The sequence below is a fragment of the Phytohabitans sp. LJ34 genome (assembly GCF_052068095.1).
GTDB lineage: Bacteria > Actinomycetota > Actinomycetes > Mycobacteriales > Micromonosporaceae > Phytohabitans.
The window spans coordinates 1-1397 of the sequence record NZ_JBQHDG010000057.1 but is presented as its reverse complement, the minus strand read 5'-3'; the positions used below and the strand labels follow the sequence as shown (position 1 = coordinate 1397).

The 1397-nt window shown below is 68.3% G+C and carries 1 protein-coding gene; it reads left to right on the top strand.

Annotated elements, in window-relative coordinates:
* Window positions 1-1397: adenosylhomocysteinase (gene ahcY, locus ACTMTJ_RS45330; protein ID WP_441225302.1), on the top strand; the 1397-nt coding region annotated here is incomplete at both ends.

The following is a 1397-nucleotide window of genomic DNA, read 5'->3' as shown; positions in this document are numbered from 1 at the left end:
GCGGACCTGTCGTTGGCCGGTTTCGGTCGCAAGGAGATCCAGCTCGCGGAGCACGAGATGCCCGGGCTGATGGCCTTGCGGCGGGAGTACGCCGACGCCCAGCCCCTCGCGGGCGCCCGCGTCACAGGTTCGCTGCACATGACCATCCAGACCGCCGTGCTGATCGAGACACTCACCGCGCTGGGTGCGGAGGTCCGCTGGGCCTCGTGCAACATCTTCTCCACCCAGGACCACGCCGCCGCCGCGATCGTTGTCGGACCCAACGGCACGCCCGAGGCACCGTCCGGCGTCCCGGTGTACGCGTGGAAGGGCGAGACCCTCGCCGAGTACTGGTGGTGCACCGAGCAGGTGCTGGTGTGGCCGGACGGCCAGGGTCCCAACATGATCCTGGACGACGGTGGTGACGCCACGCTGCTGGTGCACAAGGGCGCGGAGTTCGAGAAGGCCGGCGCGGTGCCGGCGCCGGAGACCGCGGACAACGAGGAGTACGCCGTGATCCTCGGCGTGCTTCAGCGCTCGCTCGCCGAGGACAACCGCCGCTGGACCCGCGTCGCCGCCGGCATCAAGGGCGTGACCGAGGAGACCACCACCGGCGTGCACCGGCTGTACGAGATGCAGGCCGCGGGCAGCCTGCTCTTCCCGGCGATCAACGTGAACGACTCGGTGACCAAGAGCAAGTTCGACAACAAGTACGGCTGCCGCCACTCGCTCATCGACGGCATCAACCGCGCCACCGACGTGCTGATCGGCGGCAAGGTCGCGGTCGTGTGCGGGTACGGCGACGTGGGCAAGGGCTGCGCCGAGTCGCTGCGCGGCCAGGGTGCCCGCGTGATCGTGACCGAGGTCGACCCGATCTGCGCGCTCCAGGCCGCGATGGACGGCTACCAGGTCGCCACGCTGGAAGACGTCGTGGAAACCGCGGACATCTTCATCACCGCGACCGGCTGCTTCGACGTCATCACCCACGAGCACATGGCCCGCATGAAGCACCAGGCGATCGTGGGCAACATCGGCCACTTCGACAACGAGATCGACATGGCCGGTCTCGGCAAGCGCGACGACGTGGAGCGGATCAACGTCAAGCCGCAGGTCGACGAGTGGCGCTTCGCCGACGGCCACTCGGTCATCATCCTGTCGGAGGGCCGGCTGCTCAACCTGGGCAACGCGACGGGCCACCCGTCCTTCGTGATGTCCAACTCGTTCTCCAACCAGACGATCGCCCAGATCGAGCTGTTCACGAAGACCGAGGAATACCCGGTCGGCGTGTACACGCTGCCCAAGGCCCTGGACGAGAAGGTCGCCCGCCTGCACCTGGACGCGCTGGGTGCCCGGCTGACCGAGCTCTCCAAGGAGCAGGCCTCGTACCTGGGCGTGCCGATCGAGGGCCCCTACAAGCC